This is a genomic window from Kitasatospora sp. NPDC098663 (genome assembly GCF_044760075.1).
Lineage (GTDB): Bacteria > Actinomycetota > Actinomycetes > Streptomycetales > Streptomycetaceae > Kitasatospora.
Genome location: NZ_JBIWAP010000001.1, coordinates 16,230 through 42,490, shown reverse-complemented (window position 1 = coordinate 42,490; position 26,261 = coordinate 16,230). Strand labels below are relative to the sequence as shown.

Genomic DNA, 26,261 nt, shown 5'->3' with positions numbered 1-26,261 from the left:
AGCAGGCAGGTGCACTGCGGCGACGGGCTCGCTGCACATACACTCGTCGTGTCTGGTATCGAGATAGAGACCGCAGGCCGGAGAAGGGGGCACCCGAGGCCCATGAGCGACGGAATCATGAAGCGTATGGGGTTGATCTTCCGCTCCAAGGCGAACAAGGCCTTGGACCGGGCGGAGGATCCCCGAGAGACGCTCGACTACTCCTACCAGAAGCAGCTCGAACTGCTGCAGAAGGTACGGCGTGGCGTCGCGGACGTCGCGACCTCGCGCAAGCGCCTGGAACTCCAGCTGACCCAGCTCCAGCAGCAGTCGGCGAAGTACGAGGACCAGGGCCGCAAGGCACTGTCCCTGGGCCGCGAGGACCTCGCGCGCGAGGCGCTGACCCGCCGGGCCAACATGCAGTCCCAGATCACCGACCTGGAGACGCAGTACCAGGCCCTCCAGGGCGAGGAGGAGAAGCTCACGCTCGCCTCCCAGCGGCTGCAGGCCAAGGTGGACGCCTTCCGCACCAAGAAGGAGACCATCAAGGCCACCTACACCGCCGCTCAGGCGCAGACCCGTATCGCCGAGTCCTTCTCCGGGATCTCGGAGGAGATGGGCGACGTCGGCCTGGCCATCCAGCGGGCCGAGGACAAGACGGCCCAGATGCAGGCCCGGGCCGGTGCGATCGACGAGCTGCTGGCGTCCGGTGCGCTCGACGACTCCAGCGGTCTCGGCCGCAAGGACGACATCGAGGCCGAGCTGGAGCGAGTGGCCGGCGGCACCGACGTCGAGCTGGAGCTGGCCCGGATGAAGGCCGAGCTGGGGGGCCCGTCCTCCGGTCCGGCCGCGATCGAGCAGGGCAAGCCGCAGCAGCCGGAGGCCCACCCCCAGCAGGACACCCCGCGCATCAACTACAACAAGTGATCTGAGCTCCATCCCACGAACCAGGGAGACGCACGGCATGATCATGAGGGTCATGGGTGAGGGGCAGTACGAGGTGGGCGACGACCACCTGAACCTGCTCAACGAGCTCGACTCCGAGCTCGTCACCGCAGTGGAGTCGGGGGACGAGGAGCACTTCCGTCGGGCCTACGGCAAGCTGCTGGACGCGGTGAAGCAGTTCGGCACTCCGGTGCCGCTGGATTCACTGGCGCCGTCCGAGCTGATCCTGCCGAGCGCCGAGGCGACGATCGACGAGGTCCGCGAGCTGTTGATGGCCGATGGCGAGGGTGTGATCCCGGGCTACCCCGAGTAGCCGCCGCGGCTGGTGCCAGACGAAAGGGCGGGTCCCCTCCGGTGGGAGGGGACCCGCCCTTTCGTCGTGTCCCGGTGGCCGGGCCGGCCCGGGCGGGCTAAGGCAGGGCCAGCATCCGGTCCAGCGCCGCCTTGGCGTACTTCTCGGTCTCCGGGTCGACGGTGATCACGTTCGGCACCCGGCCCTCGACCAGCGACTCCAGCGCCCAGACGAGGTGCGGCAGGTCGATCCGGTTCATGGTGGAGCAGAAGCAGACCGTCCGGTCCAGGAAGACGATCTCCTTGTCCGGGTGGGCCTTGGCCAGGCGGCGGACCAGGTTCAGCTCCGTGCCGATGGCCCACTTGGAGCCGGGCTCGGCGGCGTCCAGCGCCTTGATGATGTACTCGGTCGAGCCCACCATGTCGGCGGCCGAGACGACCTCGTGCTTGCACTCGGGGTGCACCAGCACGGTGACGCCGGGGATCCGCTCGCGCACGTCGTTCACCGAGTCCACGCTGAACCGGCCGTGCACCGAGCAGTGGCCGCGCCACAGGATCATCTTGGCGTCCCGCAGCTGCTGGGCGGTCAGGCCGCCGTTCGGCTTGTGCGGGTTGTACAGGACGCAGTCGTCCAGCGAGAAGCCCATGTCCCGCACCGCGGTGTTGCGGCCGAGGTGCTGGTCGGGCAGGAACAGGACCTTCTGGCCCTGCTCGAAGGCCCACTCCAGGGCCCGCTCGGCGTTGGAGGAGGTGCAGATGGTGCCGCCGTGCCTGCCGGTGAAGGCCTTGATGTCGGCGGAGGAGTTCATGTACGAGACCGGGACGGTGACGTCGGCTATGCCGGCGTCGGTCAGCACGTCCCAGCACTCGGCGACCTGCTCGGCGGTGGCCATGTCGGCCATCGAGCAGCCGGCCGCGAGGTCCGGGAGGACGACCTGCTGGGCGTCGCCGGTCAGGATGTCGGCGGACTCGGCCATGAAGTGCACGCCGCAGAAGACGATGTACTCGGCCTCCGGGCGGGCCGCGGCGTCGCGCGCGAGCTTGAAGGAGTCGCCGGTGACGTCGGCGAACTCGATCACCTCGTCGCGCTGGTAGTGGTGTCCGAGGATGAAGACGCGGTCACCGAGCGCGGCCTTGGCGGCGCGGGCGCGCTCGACGAGGTTCGGGTCGGAGGCCGGGGGGAGGTCGCCGGGGCACTCGACGCCGCGCTCGCTGTTCGGGTCGGCCTCGCGGCCGAGCAGCAGCAGAGCGAGCGGCGTCGGAGTGGGGTCGACGCCGTGGGTCTCGGTGATGGTGGTGGTCACGGGCGGGTGCCCTTCTGTGCGGCCGATCAAGCCTGAAGACTTTTCGTCTATCTGACGCTATCTATGATAACCGGTTAGCGTCAGAGTGACGATGGCCATCCTGTCGATGTGACGAGAACCGCTCGCCGAATCGGACCCCGGCGGAACCGGATGACCGTTTTGGGGTGGTCCTCGCGTGGCCGAATCGATATCCGGCCGGGCCCGGGTATGGCTCAGGCCATGAAGGCAATCGCGATCAACCGCTACGGCGGCCCCGACGTCGTCGAGTACACCGACCTGCCCGACCCCAAGGTCGGTCCGGACTCGGTCCTGGTGCAGATGCGGGCGGCCGGGGTGAACCCGGTGGACTGGAAGATCCGGGACGGCGCCCTGGACGGCCTGCTGGACGCGCACTTCCCGCTCGTCATGGGCTGGGACCTGGCCGGCGTGGTCCGCGCCGTCGGCGGCGGCGTCACCGAGTTCGAGCCCGGCGACGAGGTCTACGGCTACGTCCGCAAGGACACCGTCGAGCACGGCACCTACGCCGAACTCGTCTCCGCCCCGGTCCGCACCCTCGCCCGCAAGCCGGCCGCACTGGACTGGGCCCAGGCCGGCGGCCTGCCGCTGGCCGGGCTCACCGCGCTGCAGAGCCTCAAGGCGCTGCGGCTGCGGGCGGGGGAGACCCTGCTGGTGCACGCCGCGGCCGGCGGGGTCGGGCACCTGGCCGTCCAGATCGCCCGGGCCCTCGGCGCCCGGGTGATCGGCACCGCGGGCGAGCGCAACCACGACTACCTGCGCGGCCTCGGTGCCGAGCCGGTGCTCTACGGCGAGGGTCTGGCCGACCGGGTCCGGGCGCTCGCCCCGGGCGGGGTCGACGCGGCCCTCGACCTGGTCGGCCACGGCGCCGTCCCGCTCTCGGCGAGCCTGGTGGCGGACCGGAGTCGGATCGCCTCGATCACCGACTTCGGGGTGAAGGCCCTCGGCGGCCACTACGTCTGGGTCCGCCCGGACGCCGCGGACCTCGCCGAACTGGCCGCGCTCGCCGACGACGGCCGGCTGACCGTCACCGTCGCCTCCACGTTCCCGCTCGCCCAGGCGGCCTCCGCCCAGGCGCTCAGCGCCGAGGGCCGCACCCGGGGCAAGATCGTCCTGCTGGCCGACTGACGGCGGACCGGCTGCCGACCGGCGGCGGACCACCGGCGGACCACCGGCCGTCATCTGCCAGCGGTGAACTCGCTCCTGACATCCGCCAGAATGGTTGGCGAACCGTTTCGGCAGCCGCCCCTACCGCCCTCCGTCCGAGGGCCCGCCGCCCGAGGCCGCAACCGACCCGTACGACCCGTGGAGCCCCGCACCGATGACCAGCAGCCGAGCGCACGAGGTGGTCGGGGCCGACCTGGACGAGACCGACCGGCTCCTGCTCGCCCGGCTCGGCCGCGACGGCCGCGCCTCGTACGCCGAGATCGGCCTCCAGGTCAACCTCTCCGCCACCGCCGTGCGCCGCCGGATCGACCGGCTGCGGGCGCGCGGCGTGGTGCGGGGCTTCACCGTGGTGCTCGACCCGTCGGTGCTCGGCTGGCAGACCGAGGCCTTCGTCGAGGTCTACTGCCGCGAGCGGACCGCCCCCGAGGAGATCCTCGCCAGCCTGCGCCAGTTCCCCGAGGTGATCGCCGCCTGGACGGTCACCGGCGACCCGGACGCCCTGGTCCACCTGCGTGCCGCCGACATGCGCCACCTGGAGGCCGTCATCGAGCGCATCCGACGCGAGCCCGGCGTCCAGCGCAGCCGCTCCTCGGTCGTCCTCTCCCAGCTCATCGGCTGATCACCCACTGATCCGCGCCCCCGCCCGGCCCCCTCCGGCGGGTGCGCAGGAATCCTGCGCGGACCGGCCCGAAGACGCCCGAAAGCTGCCTGACCAGCCGGGTTCCGACGCGCGGCGAACCCCTCCCGCTGCCTACGCTGATCACGTCCGGTCCACGCGGTGAACCGCCCCGCCGACCGGGCATCCCCCGACACCCCACAGCCGAGAGGGACAGCCGTGTCCGCAGCCCCCGACCGCATGCACCGGCCCGACAACGACCTGGTCGACCTGGTTTTCGACTACATGCGGGACCGGCTGCAGTACGACCCCGTCCCGCTCGACCACCCCGGTGACGGCGAGCACCTGCGCGCCCAGCTGGCCGGTCTGCTGAACGCGGACGGCAACGCCCCCGCCGACGTGCTCAAGCTCTACGACCACGAGCTGTCCCGCGCGGTGATCTCCGCCGACAGCTCGCGCTACCTGTCGTTCATCCCGTGCGCCCCGACCAAGGCCGCGCTGCTCTTCGACATGGTGGTCTCCTGCGCGTCCCTGCAGGGCATCTCCTGGCTGGAGGCGGCCGGCGCGATCGCCGCCGAGAACCAGGTGCTGCGCCTGATCGCCGACCGCGCCGGCCTGCCCGCCTCGGCCGGCGGCACCTTCGTCTCCGGCGGCTCCGCGGGCAACCTCTCCGCCCTCGTCGTCGCCCGCGACACCGCCCGCCGCAAGCTGGGCGTCGGGCCGCAGGCGCGGCTGCGGATCGCCGTCGCCGACCAGGTCCACTCCTCGGTCAAGAACACCTTCAACATCATCGGCGTCGAGGCCTTCAAGGTCCCCACCGTGAACCGCCGGTTCACCGGCGAGGCGCTGCGCGCCGCGCTGGCCGCCGACCCGAACCCGGAGACCGTCATCGCGGTCGTGGGCACGGCCGGGACGACCAACGAGGGCATCGTCGACGACCTCAAGGGCCTGGCCGAGGTCGCCCGCGAGCGGGACCTGTGGTTCCACGTCGACGGCGCCTACGGCGGCGCGGGCCTGTTCGCCCCCTCGGTGCGCGAGCGCTACAACGGCATCGAGCACGCCGACTCCTTCGTCGTCGACCCGCACAAGTGGCTGTTCGCCCCCTTCGACTGCGCCGCGCTGATCTACCGCAACCCGCAGCTCGCCCGGGCCGTGCACACCCAGGACGCCTCCTACCTCGACGTCCTGCACACCGAGGGCGACGAGTGGAACCCCACCGACTACGCCTACCACCTCACCCGGCGCGCCCGCGGCCTGCCGCTGTGGTTCTCCCTCGCCGTCCACGGCACCCAGGCCTACACCGACGCCATCGAGGCCGGCCTCACGCTCGCCCGGGACACCGCCCAGCTCATCCGCGACACCGACCACCTGGAGCTGCTGTTCGACCCGCAGCTCTCGGCCGTCTGCTTCAAGCGCAAGGGCTGGACCAACGAGGACTACTACCGCTGGTCGCAGCAGCTGCTCGCGGACCAGATCGGCTTCGTCACCCCCACCGGCTGGGACGGCGAGACGGTCGCCCGCTTCGCCTTCCTGCACCCGGGCACGACGATGGACATGGTCCGGGAGATCCTGGACACCATGGCCTGACCGGCCCCCGGTGACCCGTGGCCCCGTCGGAGCAGGCAGCCGGCGGGGGCCCCGCCGTCCGGGCGGTCAGAGGAAGGCGCCGCTCGGCAGGTACGGCGCCGGCGGCCGCATCCCGCGCAGCCCGACGAAGCCCCGGCTCTGCGGGGTCAGCCCCACCTCCAGGCCGACGTCCAGCGCCCACTCCTGCTCGGCGGTCAGGAACTCCACCCTCGCCTCGACCCCGTCCGGCACCCGGGCCAGCGCCTCGCGGAGCAGCCGGGCGGCGATCCGCTTGGTGGTGGCCGCCAGCAGCTTCACCTCGCCGCCGTCCCGGTAGCAGTAGCCGCTGCCGGCCAGCGCGTCGGCGATCAGCAGTTCCTCGAAGTGGCCCAGCATCAGCTCGTGGTCCGGGCCGTGCGCGGACCCGCGCAGCCGCCGGTCCACCGAGTCCAGCAGGTGCCGGTGGACGGCTCCGCCCCGGTGCACCGGGATGTCACCCGGGTCGAGCAGCCCGGCCCGGTCCACCCGCCCGGTCAGCCGCATCGCCGGGTGCAGGGTGAACCCGGCCAGCCGGTAGCGGCGGGCCGCCGCCGGGGACGCCGACGCGCAGACCATCCCGCGCAGGCAGCCCCGCGAGTGCGCCGCCGCCCGCTCCAGCAGCAGCCGCCCGACGCCCTTGCCCTGCGCCTGCGGCCGGACCGCGAACAGCGACGGCGCCCACAGGCCCTCCCGGCGCATCGACAGCACCGCGCCGACCGGCTCCCCGCCGCTCTCCGCCAGCCAGCAGCCCTCCGGGTCGGTGCGTGCCAGATGTCTGGTCCGGGCGAGCTGCAACGGGGTCGGCGCGGCCGCCGGACCGGGCAGGGCCGGATCGGCGAACGCGGCGAGGGAGAGCTCCTGGACGGCCTCCGCGTCGGCGGCGGTGTCCCTGACCTGGCGCAGGATCATGGCCACCATCCTGGCGTCCGCCGGCCCGGCCCGGGGCCGGTTCCCCGGATTCCGCGGCTCGGACGGTGACCCACCCTCCCGGGTTGTGCGAGCATGGGGAGCGTAGGGGACGCGGGTAGCTCACCCGGCCCACGGAAATTCCGCCGCCGACAGGCCGACGAAGACGACCGCCGTTCGGGAAATGAATCCGGACGGCCGGTGGTTGGCACTGGCGGCAGACCGTTGTCAAAGACCGGGAGAAAGCAGATGACCGTCCAGGACGAGACCACCGTCGAGAGTGGCATCCTCCTTACCGATGCCGCCGCGGCCAAGGTCAAGGGCCTGCTGGAGCAGGAGGGCCGCGACGACCTCGCACTTCGCGTCGCCGTCCAGCCCGGTGGCTGCTCCGGCCTGCGTTACCAGCTGTTCTTCGACGAGCGCTCGCTCGACGGCGACGTGCTCAAGGACTTCGACGGTGTCAAGGTCGTCACCGACCGGATGAGCGCCCCGTACCTGGGCGGCGCCACCGTCGACTTCGTCGACACCATCGAGAAGCAGGGCTTCACGATCGACAACCCGAACGCCACCGGCTCCTGCGCCTGCGGCGACTCGTTCAGCTAGGCCCAGGCAGCACCGCTCGACGCTCGTTCGAGCCGCGGTACGGAGGCGGCCCCGGGGATCATCCCCGGGGCCGCCTCCGCGTTTGCGCACCGTCGTCGCGGCTACCGGGTCGTCCCGGCTACTGGCCGGCGACGTCCGGAGTGACCGGGTCCGGGCCCATGTGCGGATCGGCGTCCAGCGGCACGTTCTGGCCGCTCGACTGGTCGGTCACCGTCCGCCCGGCCAGCGGCGAGCGCAGATCGGCGGACACCGACTGCCGCTTGGCCAGCGCGTTGCAGACCTGCCCGGGCTGCACCGGCGCCGCCACCACGATCCTGACGTCCACCCGGCCGGCGTGCGACTCGTCCGCCTTCAGCGCGTACTTCTGGCAGACCCCACCGAAGAAGTAGACGGTCAGCCCGTTGCTGCCGTCCACCCGGTAGGAGACCGCCGGGCGCGCCCCCGACCCGGCCGGGTCGGGCTCGCCCACCGCGATCCCGGGGCCCGGGGGAGTGCCCCCGGAGCCGGCCGTCGACGGCTGCCCCGGGGCGGGCGAGGCCGCGGTGGGGGCCCACTTGGTCGGCGGCGTCCGGCCGGGCTGGTCCGACGTGGCCGACGGGCTCGCCGCCGGAGCCGGCGCGGACGGGGCGCCGGAGGACGCCGGGGCCTCGGGGGAGGCGCTCGCGCCCGCCGAGGTCGTGGCCGCGCCCCCCGCCGCCGAGTCCGAGGAGGTCTTGCCGTCCCCGTTGCACCCGGCCACCGTCACCACCGCCGCCAGTGCCAGGCCCGCCAGGGCCACCGCCCGCCGACCGCGCCGGGGCATCGTCTCCAGGTCCATCTGCACATCCTCCCGAGGGCTCAGCGGTGCCGCCCGCTCGGCCGCTCCGCGCGGATGTGACGTGACCCGGTCGGATCCGGTTCCACTCCGGTTCCACCCGCCCCGGCCGGGGCGGGCGCCGGGTCACATGCCGTACTCGGCCATCCCGGCGACCAGCCGCTGCGCGTCGGACGGCACCCGGAAGCCCTCCCGGGCGGGCGCGGCCGGCTCGGGACCGGTCGCCAGCAGCGGCCAGAACCGGCGCAGCCGCCGGGACGAACTCACCAGCGCGTCGAGGCTCTCGCCGTCGGCTTCGGTCCGGAGGGCGGGCAGCGGGGCGTGGCTGGGCATCATCGGGCATCGCTCCGATCCATGGCCGTGGCGGCACTGCCACGGTCGACGACGGGGCCCGCCCGGCTCGGCGGGGCCCCTGCTGCCGACCCTAGGCCGGGGTTCGGCCCACCCACCAGTGCTACCCGGAGGTAGTACACGTTCGACGGCGACGGGTGCCACGATGGCACTGCGGGCCGGCGGATTGCGGCGGTCTTGCTGCCGCCCGCCCCGCGCCCGGTACCGTGTGTGGGTTCACCCGTGCTTGCCCGTTGGCCCCGCAGCCATCCTGAGGAGACCTCCCGTGCGTATCGCCGTCGCCGGCTCGATCGCCACCGACCACCTGATGACGTTCCCCGGTCGGTTCGCCGACCAGCTCGTCGCCGAGCAGCTGCACACCGTGTCGCTGTCCTTCCTGGTCGACACCCTGGACATCCGCCGCGGCGGAGTCGCGCCGAACATCGCGTTCGGCATGGGCGTGCTCGGGCTGCGCCCGATCCTGGTCGGCGCGGCCGGCGCGGACTTCGCCGAGTACCGCAGCTGGCTGGAGCGCAACAACGTGGACTGCAACTCCGTCCACATCTCCGAGACCCGGCACACCGCCCGCTTCATGTGCACCACGGACGAGGACCACAACCAGATCGCCTCGTTCTACACCGGCGCCATGGCGGAGGCCCGCAACATCGAGCTCAAGCCGATCGCCGACCGCGTCGGCGGCCTCGACCTCGTCCTGATCGGCGCCGACGACCCGCAGGGCATGGTGCGGCACACCCAGGAGTGCCGCACCCGCGGCTTCGCCTTCGCCGCCGACCCCTCCCAGCAGCTGGCCCGCCTGGACGGCGACGACATCCGCGACATCGTCGACGGCGCCGCGTACCTCTTCACCAACGAGTACGAGGCCGCGCTGATCGAGAGCAAGACCGGCTGGGACGCCGAGGAGATCCTCACCCGGGTCGGCACCCGGATCACCACCCTGGGCAGCAAGGGCGTGCGGATCGAGCGCAAGGGCGAGGCGGCGATCCTGGTCGGCTGCGCCGCCGAGGAGGCGAAGGTCGACCCGACCGGCGTCGGCGACGCCTTCCGGGCCGGCTTCCTGGCCGGCCTGTCCTGGCAGCTCGACCTGGAGCGCGCCGCCCAGCTCGGCTGCATGCTCGCCACCCTGGTGATCGAGACCGTCGGCACCCAGGAGTACGAGCTGCGCCCGACCGCCTTCCTGAAGCGCTTCGAGGACGCCTACGGCGCCGAGGCCGCCGCGGACATCCGCGCGCACCTGGTCAAGTAGTCCGCCGGACGACGAGGTAGGCCGAGCCCCGGTCGCCGCCGTAGTCGGCGGCCGGGGCCTCGCCCGCGTACTCCTGACCGCGCATCCCGCACCAGGCGGGGATGTCCAGCCGGGCCGCCTCGTCGTCCGCGAGCACGGCGACCGTGCCGCCCTCCGGCACCTCGCCGATCCGCTTCGCCAGCTCGATGACCGGCAGCGGGCAGCGCTTGCCCAGCGCGTCGATCACCAGCAGGGGCCCGGCCGCCGGCTCCGGCTCCGGGGCCGGCAGGTCCAGCCCGAGTGGCGCCCGGACGCCCGCGACCAGCTCCGGCAGCACGGTGAGGAAGCGTTCGACGTCGGCCTCGGCCGTCCCGGGCGGCAGCGAGACCCGGACGTTCCCCTCGGTGAGCACCCCCATCGCGGCCAGCACATGGCTCGGCGTCAGGGTGGACGAGGTGCAGGAGGAGCCGGAGGAGACCGCGAAGCCCGCCCGGTCCAGTTCGGTGAGCAGCACCTCGCCGTCCACGTACAGACAGGAGAAGGTGACGATGTGCGGCAGCCGCCGCACCGGGTCGCCGACCACCTCCACCTCGGGCACCAGCTGCGGCACCCGGGCCCGGATGCGCTCCACCAGGGCGTGCAGCCGGGCGTTCTCCCGCGCGGCCTCGGCCCGGACGGCCCGCAGCGAGGCGGCCGCGGCGACGATCGCCGGGACGTTGACGTAGCCGGGCACCCGCCCGCCCTCGCGTTCGTCGGCCGGCAGCGGCGAGGCGTACCGCACGCCCTTGCGCACCGCCAGTACCCCGACTCCGGGCGGCCCGCCCCACTTGTGCGCGCTGGCGGTCAGCAGCGACCAGCCGGCCGGGACGTCCATCCGCCCGACGCTCTGCGCCGCGTCGACCAGCAGCGGGACACCGGCCTCGCGGCAGTGTCCGGCGACCTCGCCGACCGGCTGGACCGTCCCCACCTCGTGGTTGGCGCTCTGCAGGACGGCCAGCGCGGTGTCCGCGCGCAGCAGCGCGGCGAACACGTCGGGGTCGACCCGTCCGGCGCGGTCCACCGGCGCCACCGAGACGGTGCCCCCGCCCGCCTCCTGACGTTCGGCGACGTGCAGCACGCTGGAGTGCTCGACCGCCGAGTGCACCAGGTGGCCGCCGCGCCGCCGGTGGCCGGCCAGCGCGCCCAGCATGCCGAGTTGCACCGCCTGCGTCCCGCTCGCGGTGAAGGCGATCTCGTCCGCCCGGGCGCCCAGGGCCTCGGCCACCGTCTCGCGGGCGGCGTCCAGCAGCATCCGGGCCTGCCGGCCGGAGCGGTACAGCCGGGCCGGATCGGCCCAGCCCTCGTCCAGGGCGGCGGTCAGCGCCTGCCGTGCCACGGGGTGCAGAGGGGCCGTCGAGGCCGCATCGAAGTACACGGTCACATTTAACGACACACCCGGAGCCGTTCCGGTCCGACGACATCGCTTACCGGCCGTCAGTCGATCACCCCGAATGTCCGCTTCGTCCGCGTCCGACGGACCGTCACCCGCGTAGTTCGAGGTCGTCCCCCGATCGGGCGTAAGGACCTCGAATGCCTACGATGACCTGCGGCGCAGCCCCTGCCGGGCCTGATCGGGCGACCGGGCGGCGCGTTACCGGGGGCTGCCCGTCAGGAGCGCATAAGGCTGGAGTAGGGTTTGGCCCGCATAAGCATTCAAACCGTGCCCGTGGACGGGTCGCCGGGGAGGCTCACAATCCTCCGCGGGGCGACGCGAAGGCGGGCGAGACTTCGGGAAGGCGCTACGTGAGTCCCAACGGCTCCGACCGCTCGCCGCGGCGCACGATGCGGCGGAAGCTGCCTCAGGCGCTGGCACTGGGCCTCGTCATCGCGACCGCCACCGGCTGCTCGGCCAACGACCTCCCCAGGCTTGGCCTCCCGAGCCCCGTCACCAAGGAAGGGCCGATGGTCCTCCAGATGTGGCAGGGCTCCTGGATCGCGGCGCTGGTGGTCGGCGTACTGATGTGGGGTCTGATCATCTGGAGCGTGATCTTCCACCGGCGCAGCCGCACCGGCGTGGAGGTCCCCCCGCAGACCCGGTACAACGTGCCCATCGAGGCGCTCTACACCGCGGTCCCCATCATCATCGTGTCGGTGCTCTTCTACTTCGTCGCCCGCGACGAGTCGAAGCTGATCGCCGTCTCCGAGAAGCCGCAGCACACGGTCAACGTGGTCGGCTTCCAGTGGAGCTGGGCGTTCAACTACGAGAACACCGAGAACCCCGACCCGGCCAACAAGGACGCCGCGTACGACGTCGGTACGCCCAAGGAGGTTCCGACCCTCTGGCTGCCGGTCAACGAGTCGGTGCAGTTCCGGCTGACCTCGCGTGACGTCATCCACGACTTCTGGCCCGTCAACTTCATGATGAAGATGGACGTCGTGCCGGGCGTGGTGAACAGGTTCGAGGTCACCCCCACCGTCAAGGGCGAGTACATGGGCAAGTGCGCGGAGCTCTGTGGCGTCGACCACTCGCGCATGCTGTTCAACGTCAAGGTCGTCGACCGCGCCGACTACGACAAGCACCTGGCGGACCTCCGGGCCAAGGGCCAGACCGGCGCGTTGCCCTCCGGCATCACGACCATGGGAAGTGAAGAGAAGTGACCATCCTCAACGAGCCCGCCGCGGCCGGCGGGGGCGCCGGGGCCGTCACGGTCGGGGCGCAGCGGACCCGCAAGCCGGGTTCGACCATCATCAAGTGGCTGACCACCACCGACCACAAGACGATCGGCACCCTGTACCTGGGCACGTCGTTCGCCTTCTTCCTGATCGGCGGCATCCTCGCGCTGGTCATGCGCGCCGAGCTGGCTCGTCCCGGGACCCAGATCCTGTCGAACGAGCAGTTCAACCAGGCGTTCACGATGCACGGCACGATCATGCTGCTGATGTTCGCGACGCCGCTGTTCGCCGGCTTCGCGAACTGGATCATGCCGCTCCAGATCGGCGCCCCGGACGTGGCGTTCCCGCGTCTGAACATGTTCGCGTACTGGCTGTACCTCTTCGGTTCGACCATCGCGGTGGCGGGCTTCCTGACCCCGAACGGCGCGGCCAACTTCGGCTGGTTCGCCTACTCCCCGCTGTCGGACGCGGTCCGTTCGCCGGGTGTCGGCGCCGACATGTGGATCATGGGTCTGGCCTTCTCCGGCTTCGGCACGATCCTCGGTGCGGTCAACTTCATCACCACGATCATCTGCATGCGCGCCCCCGGCATGACGATGTTCCGGATGTCGATCTTCGTCTGGAACGTCCTGCTGACCGCCGTGCTGGTCCTGCTGGCCTTCCCGGTCCTGGCCGCCGCGCTGTTCGCCCTGGAGGCGGACCGTAAATTCGGGGCCCACGTATTCGATCCCGCCAACGGCGGGGCGATGCTGTGGCAACACCTGTTCTGGTTCTTCGGCCACCCCGAGGTGTACATCATCGCGCTGCCGTTCTTCGGCATCGTGTCGGAGATCATCCCGGTCTTCAGCCGCAAGCCGATGTTCGGCTACTCCGGCCTGATCGCGGCCACCATCGCGATCGCCGGTCTGTCGGTGACGGTGTGGGCGCACCACATGTACGTCACCGGGCAGGTGCTGCTGCCGTTCTTCTCCTTCATGACCTTCCTGATCGCGGTCCCGACCGGTGTGAAGTTCTTCAACTGGGTCGGCACCATGTGGAAGGGCTCGCTGAGCTTCGAGACGCCGATGCTCTGGACGGTCGGCTTCCTGGTGACCTTCCTCTTCGGTGGTCTGACCGGTGTGCTGCTGGCCTCCCCGCCGATCGACTTCCACGTCTCGGACTCGTACTTCGTCGTCGCCCACTTCCACTACGTGGTCTTCGGCACCGTCGTCTTCGCGATGTTCGCCGGCTTCCACTTCTGGTGGCCGAAGATGACCGGCAAGATGCTGGACGAGCGCCTCGGCAAGATCACCTTCTGGACGCTGTTCTTCGGCTTCCACACCACCTTCCTGGTCCAGCACTGGCTCGGCGCCGAGGGCATGCCCCGCCGCTACGCCGACTACCTGGCCTCGGACGGCTTCACCACGCTGAACACCGTCTCGACCATCGGCTCGTTCGTGCTCGGCGCCTCGATGCTGCCGTTCCTCTACAACGTGTGGAAGACGGCCAAGTACGGCGAGAAGGTCGAGGTCGACGACCCGTGGGGCTACGGCCGTTCGCTGGAGTGGGCGACCTCCTGCCCGCCGCCGCGGCACAACTTCCTCACCCTGCCCCGGATCCGCTCCGAATCCCCGGCCTTCGACCTCCACCACCCGGAGATCGCCGCGCTGGACTACCTGGAGAACCACGGTGAGCCGGCCAAGCACCTCGCCGGCGTGACCCCGGCGAAGTACGACGCCCCGAAGCTGGACAAGGGCAAGAAGGAGGGCGACGTCTGATGAAGGAACAGGGAAAGATCTTCCTCGGCCTGGCCGTCTTCGTCCTCGCGATGGCCGTCACCTACGGCCTGTGGACCAACCACTCGGAGCACGGGATCGAGGCGGCCGGCACCACGGCGCTGTTCCTCGCCTTCGCGCTCTGCGCCTTCATCGGGTACTACCTCGCCTTCACCGCCCGCCGGGTGGACAGCGGCGCGGGTGACAACCCCGAGGCCGAGGTGGCGGACGACGCCGGTGAGCTGGGCTTCTTCGCCCCGCACAGCTGGCAGCCGCTCTCCCTGGCGATCGGCGGTTCGCTGGCGTTCCTCGGAGTGATCTTCGGCTGGTGGCTGCTGTTCTGGTCGATCCCGATCATCCTGATCGGTCTCTTCGGCTGGGTCTTCGAGTTCTACCGGGGCGAGAACCAGAACCAGTAGGTTCCCGGGTTCCGCCGACGACGACAGGGCCGGTCCTCCCCGCAGGGGGAGGACCGGCCCCGTTGCGTCTCCAGGGTGACGAAACCACTCACCCGGGTGAACACGGGGTCGCTCCGATGTCGCTTCGGGGGGCCTCGTTCCTACGATCTGAGCAATCGTGCGGACCCTCGGAGGCGTTTCATGGCCGACAGGCGCGGAATCGCAGGTATCGGCGGCATCTCGCTGACCCTCGCAGTACTGGCCCCGCTGGCCGCCTGCTCGTCCGGCGGCGGCGAGGCGGTCGGCCCCCACCGGATCGACGCGGCCGTGCTCGTCCACCTCTCGGCCGAGGGGGAGGGCAAGGTCGACCCCTCCAAGCCGGTCACGGTGACGTCCGTGCCCGGCAGCCGGCTCACCGACGTCACCGTGACCGGCCCGGACGGCCGGGTGGTGGCCGGCCAGCTCGCCGAGGACCAGCGCAGCTGGCAGACCACCGGCCGGCTGAAGGCCGACACCGACTACTCGGTGCGGATCGCCGCGGACGACGGCAAGGGCGGCCGCGGCGACACCACGGCGGACTTCAGCACCCTCGCCGCCCAGCGCCTGCTCACCGCCAAGCTGGGCCCGGACTCCTCCGGCAGCGGCCTCTACGGCGTCGGCCAGCCGCTCACCGTGCAGCTCTCCGAGGCGGTGCAGGACCCGCAGGCCCGCCAGGAGGTCGAGCGCGTCCTGACCGTCAGCTCCCAGCCCGCCGTCACCGGCGCCTGGTACTGGGTGGGCGACAAGGAACTGCACTTCCGCCCGCAGGAGTACTGGCCGGCCGGGACCACCGTCTCGCTGGCCTTCGACGGCACCGGCGTCCGGATCGCGGACGGCCTCTACGGCGGCGACCGCAGCACGCTGGGCCTGCGGATCGGCGCACGGGTCGAGACGGTGGTCGACGCGGCCGCCCACCTGCTCACCCTCAGCCGTGACGGCGAGCTGCTCCGGAGCATCCCGGTGACCACCGGCAAGCCCGGCTTCGACACCCGCAACGGCGTCAAGGTGGTGCTCGGCCAGGAGCGGTCCGTCCGGATGAACGGCGAGACGATCGGGATAAAGGCCGGGAGCTCGGAGTTCTACGACCTCAACGTGGAGTGGGCCACCCGGGTCACCTGGAGCGGCGAGTACGTCCACGCGGCGCCCTGGTCGGTCCGCTCGCAGGGCCTGGAGAACGTCAGCCACGGCTGTACCGGCATGAGTACCGAGAACGCCAAGTGGTTCTACCAGAACACCAGGGTGGGGGACCTGGTGACGGTGGTGAACAGCCGCGGCGCCACCATGGAGCCCTTCGGCAACGGCTTCGGGGACTGGAACATCTCCTGGACGGACTGGCTCAAGCACAGCGCCCTCGGACAGCCCGTCAGCACCACCGCGCCGGCCTCCCAGGCCCACGCCTCGGGGATGATCCGCCCGGAGGCCTGAGGGCCCCTGGAGCGCCTCCTCAGGCCTCCTGGTAGGCCAGCCGCAGGGCGGCGTCCACCGCGGCCAGCGCGTCCGCCCGCGGGAGCCCGAGCCGGGTCGCCCGCTCGGCGTACTCGGCGGCGGCCGCGGCGGCCAGCCGGTGCGCGGTGTCGCCGGTGGCCGCGATCAGCGTGCCGCGCCGGCCGTGGGTCTCCACCACGCCGTCCGCCTCCAGCTCCCGGTACGCCCGGGCGACCGTCCCGGCGGCCAGCCCCAGCTCCTCGGCCAGGGCCCGGACGGTGGGCAGCCGCAGCCCGGTCGGCAGTTCGCCGGAACGGGCCCGCTCGGCGATCTGGGCCCGGATCTGCTCGTACGGGGGAGTGGCGGCGGCGGGGTCGACGGACAGCTGCACGGGAGCTCCTGGAGGGTGCGGACGGGGGACGGGAAAGCCCGAGGGCCGCCGACCAGAAGAACTCTGGTCAGCGGCCCTCGGGTGTGACGCTGCGGGGCGTACGGGATCAGTGGTGGCCGTGGCCGCTGGTGATCTCGTGGTGTTCCTCGGAGGTCGGCTTGGGGATCTGGGCGCCGCCGCCGTAGAAGCCGCGGGACAGCTTGGCCCGGGTTCGGCCGAGCAGGCCGGCCTTGCTGGCCACGCCGTTCTCGTCCGTCTGGGCCGGCAGCTCGACCGGCTGCACCTGCTCGTGCGCGGTGAGCTTGTACAGGTCCTTCTGCGGCAGCTGGGCGTGCACCTCGACGAACTCGCCGTGCGGCAGGCGCTTGATGACGCCCGTCTCGCGGCCGTGCAGCACCTTCTCCTTGTCCCGGCGCTGGAGGCCGAGGCACCAGCGCTTGGTGATGATGAAGGTGATGACCGGCACCGCGAAGAAGCCGACGCGGACGAAGTAGGTGATCGAGTTGATCGACAGGTGCAGGTGGGTGGCGAACAGGTCGTTGCCACCACCGACCAGCAGCACCAGGTACAGGCTGATCCAGGCGGCGCCGAGCGCGGTGCGGACGGGCGCGTTGCGCGGGCGGTCCAGGATGTGGTGCTCGCGCTTGTCGCCGGTGATCCAGCCCTCGATGAACGGGTAGACCGCGATCGAGACCAGGACCAGCGGGAAGATCATCAGCGGGATGAAGACGCCCAGGTTCAGGGTGTGGCCCCACAGGCCGACCTCCCAGCCCGGCATGACGCGGATCAGGCCTTCGGAGAAGCCCATGTACCAGTCGGGCTGGGCGTCCGTGGACACCTGGTCCGGGCGGTACGGGCCGTACGCCCAGATCGGGTTGATCGTGGCGATCGCCGAGATGGCGGCGATCAGGCCGAACACCAGGAAGAAGAAGCCACCGGCCTTGGCCATGTAGACCGGCATCAGCGGCATGCCGACGACGTTCTTCTCGGTCTTGCCCGGGCCCGCCCACTGGGTGTGCTTGTGGTAGAAGACCAGGATCAGGTGCGCCACCAGCAGGCCGAGCATGATGCCCGGGATCAGCAGCACGTGGATCGTGAAGAAGCGCGGCACGATGTCGTGGCCGGGGAACTCGCCCCCGAACAGGAACATCTGGATGTAGGTGCCGACCAGCGGGACGGCGAGGATCGCGCCTTCCATGAAGCGGATACCGGTACCCGACAGCAGGTCGTCCGGCAGCGAGTAGCCGAAGAAGCCGTCGAACATGCCCAGGATCAGCAGCAGGAAGCCGAAGACCCAGTTGATCTCACGCGGTTTGCGGAACGCGCCGGTGAAGAACACGCGCATCATGTGCACGAGCATCGCGGCCACGAAGACCAGGGCGGCCCAGTGGTGGATCTGCCGGATCAGCAGACCGCCGCGGATCTCGAAGCTGATGTCCACCGTCGAGGCGTACGCCTCGGACATCCCGATGCCCTTGAGCGGCACGTACGAGCCGTTGTAGACGACCTCGGCCATCGACGGCTTGAAGAACAGCGTCAGGTAGACACCGGTCAGGATGATGATGACGAACGTGTAGAGGCAGATCTCGCCCAGCATGAAGGACCAGTGGTCCGGGAAGATCTTGCGCAGGTTGGCCTTGGCGAGGGAGTAGATCCCCACCCGGCCGTCCGTCCAGTCAGCAGCGGCCTCCCACTTGTTGGCGGGCTTGGCGCGCGTGCTGGCGGGCTTGGCGGCACCGGTGGTGCTGCTCGTACTCATCGAGCACGCTCCCAGTAGCTCGGGCCGACGGGCTCGTCGAAGTCGCCGGTGGCGACCAGGTAGCCCTTCTCGTCAGTGATGATCTTCAGCTGCGGCAGCGGGTGGCCGGCCGGGCCGAAGATCACGCGCGCGCCGTCCGCCAGGTCGAAGGTCGACTGGTGGCAGGGGCAGAGCGCGTGGTGGGTCTGCTGCTCGTACAGGCTGATCGGGCAGCCGACGTGGGTGCAGATCTTGGAGTAGGCGAGGATGCCCTCGAAGCCCTTCTCCCGCGACCGGTCGTCCTTGATGTCGTCCGGCGCGATGCGCACCAGCATCAGGGCGTCCTTGGCGATCGCCTGCTGGAAGTCCTCGTCGTGGACGTGCAGACCCTCGGGCATGGCGAAGGTCAGCGAGCCGATGACGATGTCCTCGGCCTTCATCGGCAGGTTGGTGTTCATGTTGATGAGCTGCAGGGGCTTGGCCGGGGTCGCCTCGATCCAGCCCGTCTCCTTCAGCTTCTTCTCGGGCAGCGGCCCGAGGTCGCGGAGCAGGACCACGCCGGAGAGCGGGACCAGCGCCATGGAGCCGATGAGGGTGTTGCGGATCATCTTGCGGCGGCCGAAGCCGGACTCGGCGGCACCGGTCTTGAACTGCTCGATGACGTCCGCGCGGACCTCGTCGTCAGCCTCGATCGGGTGGCGCTCGGCCGGCAGCTCGACGTCCGACATCAGCGTGCGGGCCCAGTGGACCGCACCCGCGCCGATCATGAACAGCGCGACGCCCAGGGTCAGGCCGAGCGCGAAGTTCAGCGCGCTGACGTGACCGAGCGGGAAGATGTAGACGATCTTGTCCGGGTCGATGGCCACGTACGAGGCGATGAAGCCGATGGTGGCGAGCATCGAGACCACGAACATCAGCGAGACCTGGCGCTCGGCCCGCTGGGCGGCCCGCTCGTCGATGTCGGTGCGGCGGGGCTCGTGGGCCGGCAGGCCCGGGTCGGCGAACGGGTCGCCGTGCGCGGCGACGTCACCGGCGGAGCCGTGCGACTCCGGCAGCTTCTCTTCTGACATGTCGTGGCTCATGACTTCTTGGCCTTGGTGGTGTGGGCGGCGACCCAGATCGCGACCGCGATGAGCGTGCCGAGACCGAAGATCCAGCCGAACAGACCCTCGGTCACCGGACCGAGGCTGCCGAGCGTGAGACCACCGGGGTTGGGCTCATCGGAGGTGGTGTGGCGGACGAAGGCCACGATCTGCTTCTTCTGCTCCTCGGGCATGGTGGTGTCCGGGAACGACGGCATGTTCTGCGGGCCGGTCTGCATGGCCTCGTAGATGTGCTTGGCGTCCACGCCCTCCAGCGACGGGGCGTACTTGCCCTTGGTCAGGGCACCGCCCTGGCCGGCGAAGTTGTGGCACTGGGCGCAGTTGGTGCGGAACAGCTCGCCACCCTTGGAGATGTCATCCGGGTTGGTCGAGGTGTACTGCTCCGGGGTCGGCGTCACCGGGCCGGGGCCGAGCGAGGCGACGAAGGCGGCGAGCTGGTCGATCTCCGCCTGCGAGTAGATGTTCTTCTTGCGCGGCACCTGGGCGCCGGGCTGCTGGGCCGGCATGCGGCCGGTCCCGACCTGGAAGTCGACAGAGGCGGAGCCGACGCCGACCAGGCTCGGACCGTCGCTGCTGCCCTGGCCGTTCAGGCCGTGGCACGAGGAGCAGCCCACGGCGAAGAGCTTCTTGCCCTCATCGATCGCGAGCGACTGCGCGGCGACGTCGGCCTGCGCCTTGTCGGCGGGCGCGAACGCGGCGTACAGCCCCCCGGTTGCCGCCAGGGCGAGAAGTAGGACGACCAGCGCCGCCAATGGGTGGCGCCGTCGTGCGGAGAGCTTTTTCACGGAATAACCCCGGTGTCAGGATCTGGTCGACTGGTGGGTGCACCCGGCGGCCGGTCTGGCCGGCACGAGGCTGCCTGTCTAGGGCTGCGCGCGCGGTCGGTCGGTGGGAGCGTCGCCCACCGGCAGAATCGGCCCGACGCCGGTGAGGGCGGGGACCGAAGCCGGTGGCCAGCGACCTGATCAGCTGGTTACTTGATCAGGTAGATGGTCGCGAACAGGCCGATCCACACGACGTCGACGAAGTGCCAGTAGTACGACACGACGATCGCGGCGGTGGCCTGCTCGTGCGTGAAGCGCTTGGCTGCGTACGTCCGTCCCAGGACCAGCAGGAAGGCGATCAGACCACCCGTCACGTGCAGACCGTGGAAGCCGGTGGTCAGGTAGAACACCGTGCCGTACGGGTCGGAGGACAGCGAGAGGCCGTCCTTCTTGACCAGCTCGGTGTACTCGAAGATCTGGCCGCCGATGAAGATCGCGCCCATCACGAAGGTGATGACGAACCACGAGCGGAGCTTCTTCACGTCCCCGCGCTCGGCAGCGAACACGCCGAGCTGGCAGGTCAGCGAGGAGAGCACCAGGATCGTGGTGTTGACCGAGGAGAAGGGCACGTTGAGGGCGTGCGCCTTCTCGGTCCAGAACTCGGCTCCCTTGACGGAGCGGAGCGTGAAGTACATCGCGAAGAGGGCCGCGAAGAACATCAACTCGGAACTGAGCCAGACGATCGTTCCGACGCTGACCATGTTCGGCCGGTTGACCGATCCGTGCGCGTGCCCGGTTTCTACTGCTGTTGCTGTCGCCACGACGGACATTATGTCGGTCCCTTATTCCGTCTTCACGCCGGGGGGTGTCCCTCGGAGTGTCCGGTGCGTGCGGTATGCCCCCCTGGAGGGCGGTGGGGGGTCCCAATGGCGGCTGAGCAGCGGCGTGTCCCTTTTCTGACGGTTCCTCGAAGGGGCCCGGGACCCCGTTGCCCAGAGCGTCGTTGCACGCTTGGCGGAGCCTCCGGGGGTAATGCGAGGGCCCCTTATCGGCCGTACGGGTGGTCTGGACGGGTCCGGGTGACGGGCCGTCCTCCGGGCGGGTGAGTCGCGGGCGCGGCGGCTTGAGGAGGAAGGTCCGCGAGGGGGACTCGGCGACGGGTGATCGGGAGTAGCATCCGGATCAGGCGAACGTGGTCCGGATCACACTTGAGGGAGCAGGGCCCATGGCGTACACGACCGACGAGACGCTCACCGTCCTCGTCTACAGCGATGACCGCAACACCCGCGAGCAGGTGCTGACGGCACTCGGCCGCCGGCCCGTCGAGGACCTTCCGGAACTGTCCTACCTGGAGTGCGCGACCACCCCCGCGGTGCTGAAGGCACTGGAGAAGGGCGGCGTGGACCTCTGCATCCTGGACGGCGAGGCGGTGCCGGCCGGCGGGCTCGGGCTCGGCCGCCAGCTCAAGGACGAGATCTACGGCTGCCCGCCGGTGCTGGTGCTGATCGGCCGGCCGCAGGACTCCTGGCTGGCCGCCTGGAGCCGGGCCGACGCCGCGATCTCCCGCCCGGTGGACCCGGTGGCGCTGGCCGAGGCGGTCGCCACCCTGCTGCGGGCACGGCTGGCCAAGCGGGCGCCCGTCAGCCGCTGAGCGGTGCCGTCTCAGGACCAGAGAAGACGCCGCCGCGGGAACCCCGCCGGTCGATAGGCTGACTCCATCCGTACGGACGTCCCCCCGACGCGGGGAACCCGACAACAGCTGGAGTCAGCCATGGTGAACGTGAACCCTGCGAACGGTGGTACCGCACCCGCGCAGGTGGTCCGCACCTGGCCGGACGTCCTGGCGGCGCTGTTGAAGGGGGAGGACCTCGACCGCTCGGCCACCGCGTGGGCGATGGACCGGATCATGAGCGGCGAGGCGTCCCCCGTCCAGGTGGCCGGGTTCATGGTGGCGCTGCGGGCCAAGGGCGAGACGGTCGACGAGATCACCGGCCTGGTGGACGCGATGTACGCGCACGCCGAGCCGCTGGACATCCCCGGCCCGGCCGTGGACATCGTCGGCACCGGCGGCGACCGGGCCAAGACCGTCAACATCTCCACCATGTCGGCGATCGTCGCGGCCGCGGCCGGCGCCAAGGTGGTCAAGCACGGCAACCGGGCCTCCTCCTCGGCCAGCGGCTCCTCGGACGTGCTGGAGAAGCTCGGTGTCCGCCTCGACCTGTCGGCCCGGCGGGTCGCCGAGATCGCCGAGGAGGTCGGGCTGACCTTCTGCTTCGCGGCCAAGTTCCACCCGTCGATGCGGCACGCCGCCACCGCCCGGCGCGACCTCGGGGTGCCGACCGCGTTCAACATCCTCGGCCCGCTGACCAACCCGGCCAAGGTCACCTCGCACGCGATCGGCTGCTTCGACACCCGGCTCGCCGGACTGATCGCCGGCGTGCTCGCCCGGCGCGGCTCGACCGGCCTGGTCTTCCGGGGCGACGACGGCCTGGACGAGCTGACCATCACCACCACCTCGCAGGTGTGGATCGTGCGGGACGGGACCGTCGCCGAGACCTCCTTCGACCCGCGGGACGTCGGCGTCGAGCTGGTCGGCATCGAGGCGCTGCGCGGGGCGGACCCCTCGTACAACGCCGAGGTCGCGCGCCGGCTGCTGGCCGGCGAGCGCGGGGCCGTGCGGGACGCCGTCCTGATGAACACGGCGGCGGCGCTGGTCGCGCTCGACCTGGGCGAGGCGCCGCTCACCGAACAGCTCGCGGCCGGCATGGCACGGGCGGAGCGGGCCATCGACTCGGGCGCGGCGCAGGAGCTGCTGCGGCGTTGGTCGGAGGCCACCAGTCAGGCGTGAGGCGGTACTTGGGAGCCCGTGCCGGAACGCCGGCGCGGGCTCCTCGGCTGTCCGGATGGTGGATGCCTGTTTGACCACTCGCTGGGCGCGACCTAGAGTCTTGGCCAGGTCATGAGTGACAGCACCAAGCCCCAGCTTGCTGTCCGGCAACCCTCCGTCCGTGGCGGGGTGCCCTGGGTGAGGACCGGGTCGCTCGGCGAATCGTCCGTGCGGCAAGCGCGGACGCCCGACGACTAGCACTCCCGGGGTCCCATACCCCCAGAAGGAGTGCATCCTCATGTCGATTGCCACCGAAATCTGCGCCCCCCTCGCCGTCCTCGGCCACGACGTCCAGGTCCCGCTCGCCAGCGGCGAGAAGGTCGGGTACGCGGCCCTCGACTACGCGGCCAGCTCCCCGGCGCTCCAGCGGGTCTGGGACGACGTCTCCGCCTACGCCCCCTACTACGGCAGCGTGCACCGCGGCGCCGGGTACCTCTCCCAGCTGTCCACCGACCTGTTCGAGCAGAGCCGCCGCACCGTCGCCGAGTTCCTCGACCTGCGCGAGGGCGACCAGGTGGTCTTCACCCGGGCCACCACCGACTCGCTGAACCTGCTCGCCTCGGCCGTCCCGGCCGGGACCCGGGTGTTCGCCTTCGAGACCGAGCACCACGCCTCGCTGCTGCCCTGGGCGCACGCCGGGCTCGACGTCCACTACCTGCGCGCGCCGCGCTCGCACGCCGAGGCGGTCGCCGCCCTGGACGCCGCGCTCGCCGAGGCGCCCGAGGGCCCCAAGCTGCTCTGCGTCACCGGAGCCTCCAACGTGACCGGCGAGCTGTGGCCGGTCGCCGAGCTGACCGGGACCGCGCACCGGCACGGCGCCCGGGTGGTGCTGGACGCCGCCCAGCTGACCCCGCACCACCGGGTCTCGGTGCGCGAGCTGGACGTCGACTGGATCGCCTTCTCCGGCCACAAGATCTACGCGCCCTTCGGCGCCGGCGTGCTGGCCGGCCGGGCGGACTGGCTGGACGCGGCCGACCCGTACCTGGCCGGCGGCGGGGCGACCCGGACGGTGGCCCGGGAGAACGACGGCTCGGTGGCCGTCCAGTGGCACTCCGGCCCGGCCCGGCACGAGGCGGGCTCGCCGAACGTCATCGGCGCCTACGCGATCGCCTCGGCCTGCCGGGCGCTGAGCGAGGCGGGCTTCGACGCGCTGGAGGCCCGGGAGCGGCGGCTGATCGCCCGGCTGATCGCCGGGCTGGCGGAGATCCCGCAGGTCAAGGTGCTGAACCTGTTCGGCGCCGAGGCGGCCCGGGTGGGCGTGCTGTCCTTCGTCGTCCAGGGCTGGAACAGCTCGCACTTCTCGGCCGCGCTGTCCGCCGAGTACGGCATCGGGGTCCGCGACGGCCTGTTCTGCGCGCACCCGCTGCTGCGCACCCTGCTCGGGGATGAAGAGGTCTCCCCCTCCGAGTGCGGGGCGCCCGAGCCGTCGCTGCCCGGCGAGCGGAGCCTGAACGCGATCCGGGTGAGCTTCGGGGCCGGGACCCCGGACGAGCACGTCGACCGCTTCCTGACCGCCGTGCGCGAGCTGGTCACGGACGGTGCCGCGTGGAACTACCGCAACGAGGGCGGGCGCTGCGTCGCCACCGTGCAGGTCGACCGGGGGCGTCAGCAGGGCTGAGGGGCCCGGTCGGCGGGGCCCGGTCTGCGGGGCCGGGGGGCCTACTCGTCCAGGCCGAGGGCGAAGGCGGCCTCGAGGTCGTGCTGGGAGTAGGTGCGGAAGGCGATCTGGGTCTCGGTGTGGGCCACGCCCGGGACCTTGTTCAGCCGGCCCGGGATGACCGCGGCCAGATCGTCGTGCCGGCGCACCCGGACCATCGCCACCAGGTCGTAGCCACCGGTCACCGAGTACACCTCGCTGACGCCCTCGATGGCCGCGATGGCCTCGGCGATCTCCGGGATGCGGTCGACACTGGTCTTGATCAGGACGATGGCGGTGATCACTGTTCGGGCTCCTTTGTGGGGTGCCGCCAGCGTATCGGGCGTCAGCCGGGTCGTCTCGGGGGGTGGCTGACCACCGTGCAGGCGTAGAGGAAGCCCGCCGAGAAGCCGATCACGTGGACCAGATAGGCCACCCCGGGCCCGGCCGAGTGGACCGACCACCACTGCAGGGCGAACCAGAGGCCGAGCACCAGCCAGGCCGGGAAGCGCAGCGGCAGGAACAGCAGCAGCGGGACGAGCGTCGTCACCCGGGCCCGCGGATGGAAGCGCAGGTAGGCGCCGAGGACGGCGGAGATCGCGCCGGAGGCGCCGATCAGGACCCGGGTGGAGCCCGGGGAGTGCGCCTCGGCGAGGGCGAAGCCGTACGTGGCCAGGCTGCCGGCGGCCAGGTAGAAGACGGCGAACCGGGCCCGGCCCAGCCGCTGTTCGACGGTGGGGCCGAAGACGTGGAGGAAGAGCAGGTTGCCCAGCAGGTGCAGCCAGCCGGCGTGTACGAAGAGCCCGGTGAGGACGGACAGTGCCGGGTGCTTGCGCGGGGTGGGCGCGGCCGGGCAGCCCGGGGCCGGGTCGGGGGCCTGGGCCAGCTGCTCGGCGGTCAGCGGGCGGCCGGCCAGCACCTCGGCGGGGATGACGCCCCAGCGCTGCTCGTACCGCTGCTCCGCGCAGAGCCGGGACTGGCCGGTGCCGTACAGCGGGTTGAGCCCGGCGGCCGGGCCCAGCAGGAACACCAGGGTGTTGAGCGCGATCAGGGCGTAGGTGACCGCCGGGGCGGGCACGGACGGGTACTCGCCCCGCGCGTCGGTGTGCCCGGGGGCCGTCACTGCCATGGGGCCAAGCATCCCTCCGTGTCGGGCGTGTGACACGGCCTTGTACGGCAGGTGGACTAGCCCGCTCGTTCTCCTGACCGGTGGCCGCGATGGTTGCCTCAGGCAATAGGCTTGGGGCGGGCAATCCCGCCTCCCGCCGCCGACGCCGGGGCTCCGGGGGGAGCGCCTAGCCCACCCAGGGACCACCCGAGAGGACCCCCGATGACCGTCCCCGCCCTGACCGCCGAGACGCGCTGGCGCTGCACCCTGTGCGGAAACCTCACCCGCTTCGACGTGACCCGCACCGCGCGGGTCACCGAGTTCCTGCACTTCGACCTGGCCGGCGAGTCCAAGGTCGAGGAGACCGAGGTGCTGAGCGAGACGATCGAGTCGGTGCGCTGCCGCTGGTGCAACGCCGTGGACCAGGTCGAGCTGGTGGCCCGTCCGGGCGCCGAGAACGCGGAGGCCTCCGCCGAGCAGGGCTGACGCCCGACGGCGCGGGGGGCGGGTGCACGGCGCGCCTGCCCGCCGCGCTGGGACAATACAGA

27 protein-coding genes and 1 riboswitch are annotated in these 26,261 nt (G+C 71.3%); of the genes, 15 read left to right on the top strand and 12 right to left on the bottom strand.

Going from position 1 to position 26,261, the window contains the following annotated elements; genetic code table 11:
- Positions 1 to 102 precede the first annotated feature (102 nt).
- Together ACIQVZ_RS00200 and ACIQVZ_RS00195 are read left to right on the top strand one after the other, a co-directional pair.
- Positions 103 to 906 (top strand): PspA/IM30 family protein, encoded by an 804-nt coding sequence (locus ACIQVZ_RS00200; protein ID WP_350886325.1) that lies wholly within the window; start codon positions 103 to 105, stop codon positions 904 to 906.
- A gap of 37 nt (positions 907 to 943) precedes the next feature.
- The gene (locus ACIQVZ_RS00195; RefSeq protein WP_063347300.1) at positions 944 to 1,237 is read left to right on the top strand and encodes a hypothetical protein; all 294 of its coding nucleotides are present in this window, start codon (positions 944 to 946) and stop codon (positions 1,235 to 1,237) included.
- A gap of 97 nt (positions 1,238 to 1,334) precedes the next feature.
- Here the strand turns inward: ACIQVZ_RS00195 and nadA are convergent, their stop codons facing one another.
- Positions 1,335 to 2,519, bottom strand: a complete 1,185-nt coding sequence (gene nadA / locus ACIQVZ_RS00190) for a quinolinate synthase NadA (RefSeq protein WP_402445798.1) — start codon at positions 2,517 to 2,519, stop codon at positions 1,335 to 1,337.
- A 219-nt stretch (positions 2,520 to 2,738) separates the two neighbouring features.
- On the opposite strand from nadA, the gene ACIQVZ_RS00185 reads away from it, so the two are divergent.
- The 3 genes from ACIQVZ_RS00185 (at position 2,739) to ACIQVZ_RS00175 (ending at position 5,904) form a co-directional block, all read left to right on the top strand.
- Positions 2,739 to 3,662, top strand: a complete 924-nt coding sequence (locus ACIQVZ_RS00185; protein WP_402445795.1) for an NADP-dependent oxidoreductase — start codon at positions 2,739 to 2,741, stop codon at positions 3,660 to 3,662.
- A 193-nt stretch (positions 3,663 to 3,855) separates the two neighbouring features.
- Positions 3,856 to 4,320: an Lrp/AsnC family transcriptional regulator gene (locus ACIQVZ_RS00180; RefSeq protein ID WP_063347298.1), complete on the top strand. Its 465-nt coding sequence runs from the start codon at positions 3,856 to 3,858 to the stop codon at positions 4,318 to 4,320.
- Between the two features lie 216 nt (positions 4,321 to 4,536).
- A complete protein-coding gene (locus ACIQVZ_RS00175) occupies positions 4,537 to 5,904 on the top strand; it encodes a pyridoxal phosphate-dependent decarboxylase family protein (protein ID WP_402445792.1) in 1,368 nt (455 codons plus the stop codon).
- 66 nt (positions 5,905 to 5,970) lie between these two features.
- On the opposite strand, the gene ACIQVZ_RS00170 is transcribed toward ACIQVZ_RS00175, so the two are convergent.
- The gene (locus ACIQVZ_RS00170) at positions 5,971 to 6,831 is read right to left on the bottom strand and encodes a GNAT family N-acetyltransferase (RefSeq protein WP_402445789.1); all 861 of its coding nucleotides are present in this window, start codon (positions 6,829 to 6,831) and stop codon (positions 5,971 to 5,973) included.
- A 246-nt stretch (positions 6,832 to 7,077) separates the two neighbouring features.
- On the opposite strand from ACIQVZ_RS00170, the gene erpA reads away from it, so the two are divergent.
- Positions 7,078 to 7,431, top strand: coding sequence for an iron-sulfur cluster insertion protein ErpA (gene erpA / locus ACIQVZ_RS00165; protein ID WP_030391519.1), 354 nt, complete (start codon positions 7,078 to 7,080; stop codon positions 7,429 to 7,431).
- A gap of 118 nt (positions 7,432 to 7,549) precedes the next feature.
- Here erpA and ACIQVZ_RS00160 read toward each other — a convergent pair whose 3' ends face one another.
- Positions 7,550 to 8,248 (bottom strand): hypothetical protein, encoded by a 699-nt coding sequence (locus ACIQVZ_RS00160; RefSeq protein WP_350886335.1) that lies wholly within the window; start codon positions 8,246 to 8,248, stop codon positions 7,550 to 7,552.
- Between the two features lie 123 nt (positions 8,249 to 8,371).
- A complete protein-coding gene (locus tag ACIQVZ_RS00155) occupies positions 8,372 to 8,581 on the bottom strand; it encodes a hypothetical protein (protein ID WP_350886337.1) in 210 nt (69 codons plus the stop codon).
- Between the two features lie 280 nt (positions 8,582 to 8,861).
- Here ACIQVZ_RS00155 and ACIQVZ_RS00150 point away from each other — a divergent pair, with 280 nt between their 5' ends.
- A complete protein-coding gene (locus ACIQVZ_RS00150) occupies positions 8,862 to 9,839 on the top strand; it encodes a carbohydrate kinase family protein (RefSeq protein ID WP_350886339.1) in 978 nt (325 codons plus the stop codon).
- On the opposite strand, the gene ACIQVZ_RS00145 is transcribed toward ACIQVZ_RS00150, so the two are convergent.
- A complete protein-coding gene (locus tag ACIQVZ_RS00145; protein WP_350886341.1) occupies positions 9,832 to 11,232 on the bottom strand; it encodes an aminotransferase class V-fold PLP-dependent enzyme in 1,401 nt (466 codons plus the stop codon). The genes ACIQVZ_RS00150 and ACIQVZ_RS00145 overlap by 8 nt on opposite strands.
- Before the next feature lie 368 nt (positions 11,233 to 11,600).
- On the opposite strand from ACIQVZ_RS00145, the gene coxB reads away from it, so the two are divergent.
- The 4 genes from coxB (at position 11,601) to ACIQVZ_RS00125 (ending at position 16,086) form a co-directional block, all read left to right on the top strand.
- Positions 11,601 to 12,455: a cytochrome c oxidase subunit II gene (gene coxB / locus ACIQVZ_RS00140; protein ID WP_350886343.1), complete on the top strand. Its 855-nt coding sequence runs from the start codon at positions 11,601 to 11,603 to the stop codon at positions 12,453 to 12,455.
- A complete protein-coding gene (gene ctaD, locus ACIQVZ_RS00135) occupies positions 12,452 to 14,227 on the top strand; it encodes a cytochrome c oxidase subunit I (RefSeq protein ID WP_063347291.1) in 1,776 nt (591 codons plus the stop codon). Before coxB ends, ctaD begins: the two co-directional genes overlap by 4 nt.
- Positions 14,227 to 14,643: a cytochrome c oxidase subunit 4 gene (locus tag ACIQVZ_RS00130; RefSeq protein WP_063347290.1), complete on the top strand. Its 417-nt coding sequence runs from the start codon at positions 14,227 to 14,229 to the stop codon at positions 14,641 to 14,643. Before ctaD ends, ACIQVZ_RS00130 begins: the two co-directional genes overlap by 1 nt.
- A gap of 180 nt (positions 14,644 to 14,823) precedes the next feature.
- The gene (locus ACIQVZ_RS00125) at positions 14,824 to 16,086 is read left to right on the top strand and encodes an Ig-like domain-containing protein (RefSeq protein WP_350886346.1); all 1,263 of its coding nucleotides are present in this window, start codon (positions 14,824 to 14,826) and stop codon (positions 16,084 to 16,086) included.
- A gap of 19 nt (positions 16,087 to 16,105) precedes the next feature.
- On the opposite strand, the gene ACIQVZ_RS00120 is transcribed toward ACIQVZ_RS00125, so the two are convergent.
- From ACIQVZ_RS00120 to ACIQVZ_RS00100, 5 genes are all read right to left on the bottom strand, one after another.
- Positions 16,106 to 16,477 carry a GntR family transcriptional regulator gene (locus ACIQVZ_RS00120; protein WP_063347288.1) on the bottom strand — a complete coding sequence of 124 codons (372 nt, stop codon included), beginning with the start codon at positions 16,475 to 16,477 and terminating at the stop codon, positions 16,106 to 16,108.
- A 106-nt stretch (positions 16,478 to 16,583) separates the two neighbouring features.
- Positions 16,584 to 18,236, bottom strand: a complete 1,653-nt coding sequence (locus ACIQVZ_RS00115) for a ubiquinol-cytochrome c reductase cytochrome b subunit (RefSeq protein ID WP_350886349.1) — start codon at positions 18,234 to 18,236, stop codon at positions 16,584 to 16,586.
- Entirely contained in the window at positions 18,233 to 19,285 is a 1,053-nt protein-coding gene (locus ACIQVZ_RS00110; protein WP_402445781.1) for a Rieske 2Fe-2S domain-containing protein, read from the bottom strand. The genes ACIQVZ_RS00115 and ACIQVZ_RS00110 overlap by 4 nt, the downstream gene beginning before the upstream one ends.
- Positions 19,286 to 19,293: 8 nt before the next feature.
- Positions 19,294 to 20,103, bottom strand: a complete 810-nt coding sequence (locus ACIQVZ_RS00105; RefSeq protein WP_063347285.1) for a c-type cytochrome — start codon at positions 20,101 to 20,103, stop codon at positions 19,294 to 19,296.
- Between the two features lie 188 nt (positions 20,104 to 20,291).
- Positions 20,292 to 20,912 carry a heme-copper oxidase subunit III gene (locus ACIQVZ_RS00100; protein WP_063347284.1) on the bottom strand — a complete coding sequence of 207 codons (621 nt, stop codon included), beginning with the start codon at positions 20,910 to 20,912 and terminating at the stop codon, positions 20,292 to 20,294.
- 395 nt (positions 20,913 to 21,307) lie between these two features.
- Between ACIQVZ_RS00100 and ACIQVZ_RS00095 the strand changes: the two genes are divergently transcribed.
- The 3 genes from ACIQVZ_RS00095 (at position 21,308) to ACIQVZ_RS00085 (ending at position 24,587) form a co-directional block, all read left to right on the top strand.
- Complete coding sequence (locus tag ACIQVZ_RS00095; RefSeq protein WP_350886353.1) at positions 21,308 to 21,733, top strand: hypothetical protein; 426 nt, start codon at positions 21,308 to 21,310, stop codon at positions 21,731 to 21,733.
- Between the two features lie 120 nt (positions 21,734 to 21,853).
- On the top strand, positions 21,854 to 22,930 hold the full coding sequence (gene trpD, locus ACIQVZ_RS00090; protein ID WP_402445778.1) for an anthranilate phosphoribosyltransferase: 1,077 nt from the start codon (positions 21,854 to 21,856) through the stop codon (positions 22,928 to 22,930).
- Positions 22,931 to 23,037: 107 nt separating this feature from the next.
- A riboswitch (SAM riboswitch) is annotated at positions 23,038 to 23,155 on the top strand.
- Positions 23,156 to 23,207: 52 nt separating this feature from the next.
- Positions 23,208 to 24,587: an aminotransferase class V-fold PLP-dependent enzyme gene (locus ACIQVZ_RS00085; protein WP_402445776.1), complete on the top strand. Its 1,380-nt coding sequence runs from the start codon at positions 23,208 to 23,210 to the stop codon at positions 24,585 to 24,587.
- 41 nt (positions 24,588 to 24,628) lie between these two features.
- On the opposite strand, the gene ACIQVZ_RS00080 is transcribed toward ACIQVZ_RS00085, so the two are convergent.
- Positions 24,629 to 24,910: an Lrp/AsnC ligand binding domain-containing protein gene (locus tag ACIQVZ_RS00080; RefSeq protein ID WP_063347281.1), complete on the bottom strand. Its 282-nt coding sequence runs from the start codon at positions 24,908 to 24,910 to the stop codon at positions 24,629 to 24,631.
- Positions 24,911 to 24,951: 41 nt separating this feature from the next.
- The gene (locus tag ACIQVZ_RS00075) at positions 24,952 to 25,734 is read right to left on the bottom strand and encodes a rhomboid family intramembrane serine protease (RefSeq protein ID WP_350886360.1); all 783 of its coding nucleotides are present in this window, start codon (positions 25,732 to 25,734) and stop codon (positions 24,952 to 24,954) included.
- Positions 25,735 to 25,935: 201 nt separating this feature from the next.
- Here ACIQVZ_RS00075 and ACIQVZ_RS00070 point away from each other — a divergent pair, with 201 nt between their 5' ends.
- Positions 25,936 to 26,199: a hypothetical protein gene (locus tag ACIQVZ_RS00070; protein WP_350886362.1), complete on the top strand. Its 264-nt coding sequence runs from the start codon at positions 25,936 to 25,938 to the stop codon at positions 26,197 to 26,199.
- The last annotated feature ends 62 nt before the right edge of the window (positions 26,200 to 26,261 follow it).